Source organism: Mesorhizobium sp. M1143, assembly GCF_040318435.1.
Lineage (GTDB): Bacteria > Pseudomonadota > Alphaproteobacteria > Rhizobiales > Rhizobiaceae > Mesorhizobium.
On the sequence record NZ_JAMYMJ010000198.1, the window covers coordinates 1 to 736 of the forward strand.

Sequence of the window (736 nt, forward strand, 5' to 3'; positions counted from 1 at the left end):
TCCTTGTAGTTGTCCGGATACCCGGCGGGAATTTCGGCAGCGGGGGCAAGCGTCGCGAAAGCGGCTGACAGCGAAAGCACGGCCGTCATCGTCGCAAGACGATTTTTCATTGAGGTCTCCTCCAAGTTCGCCTAAATCGTACCTCCTCCAGGCACAAAAGGCGAGTATCATCCTGACCTGTCACCAACCTGTCACGGCAATGTAGAGGTTTGCTCAGCCGACTTGGGCCCGATGGGTCGTGCTCAGTTTCTCGACGACAGCCGGATCGGCCACATCGACATATCGCTGAGATTGTTGAAATTTTGGAGCGGCATCCTGCGGGGTCACGGTCGCTGGCCCTGGGCACCGATCATCGACTTGCTCCAATCTTCGATGAAGCGGCGGCGCAGCGCCTCGTCCTGTACGGCAAGTAACGCAGGGCCGATGCGAATGGCGCGCGCGATACCAGACTCGCCAAGTGTTTCCGGGCCGTCCGCTCCGTCAGGCAATTGCCCATTCTCGGCGAAGAAAAAGGAACTTTCCCTCGCGACTTTCTGTCCCCGGGCTGACAGAAGGTAGTCGAGAAATCGTTTGGCAAGGGCCATACTCGGTGCCGTCTTCGGAATGAGCGCGCCACGACTGAGTATCAGCGCATAGTCCCGCGGGACAACGACCCTTAAGTCGGAATTGTCCCTGGCCGCCGCATAGGCGTATGACCCGATCATATTGTAGCCAATATACAGGGTCCCGTTTGCAA

General features: G+C 58.0%; 1 protein-coding gene. It reads right to left on the reverse strand.

The genetic code is table 11. From position 1 onward, the window contains the following. Positions 1-323 precede the first annotated feature (323 nt). A partial coding sequence (locus tag NKH35_RS31920; RefSeq protein ID WP_352917584.1) for an ABC transporter substrate-binding protein occupies positions 324-736 on the reverse strand: 413 nt, incomplete at its 5' end.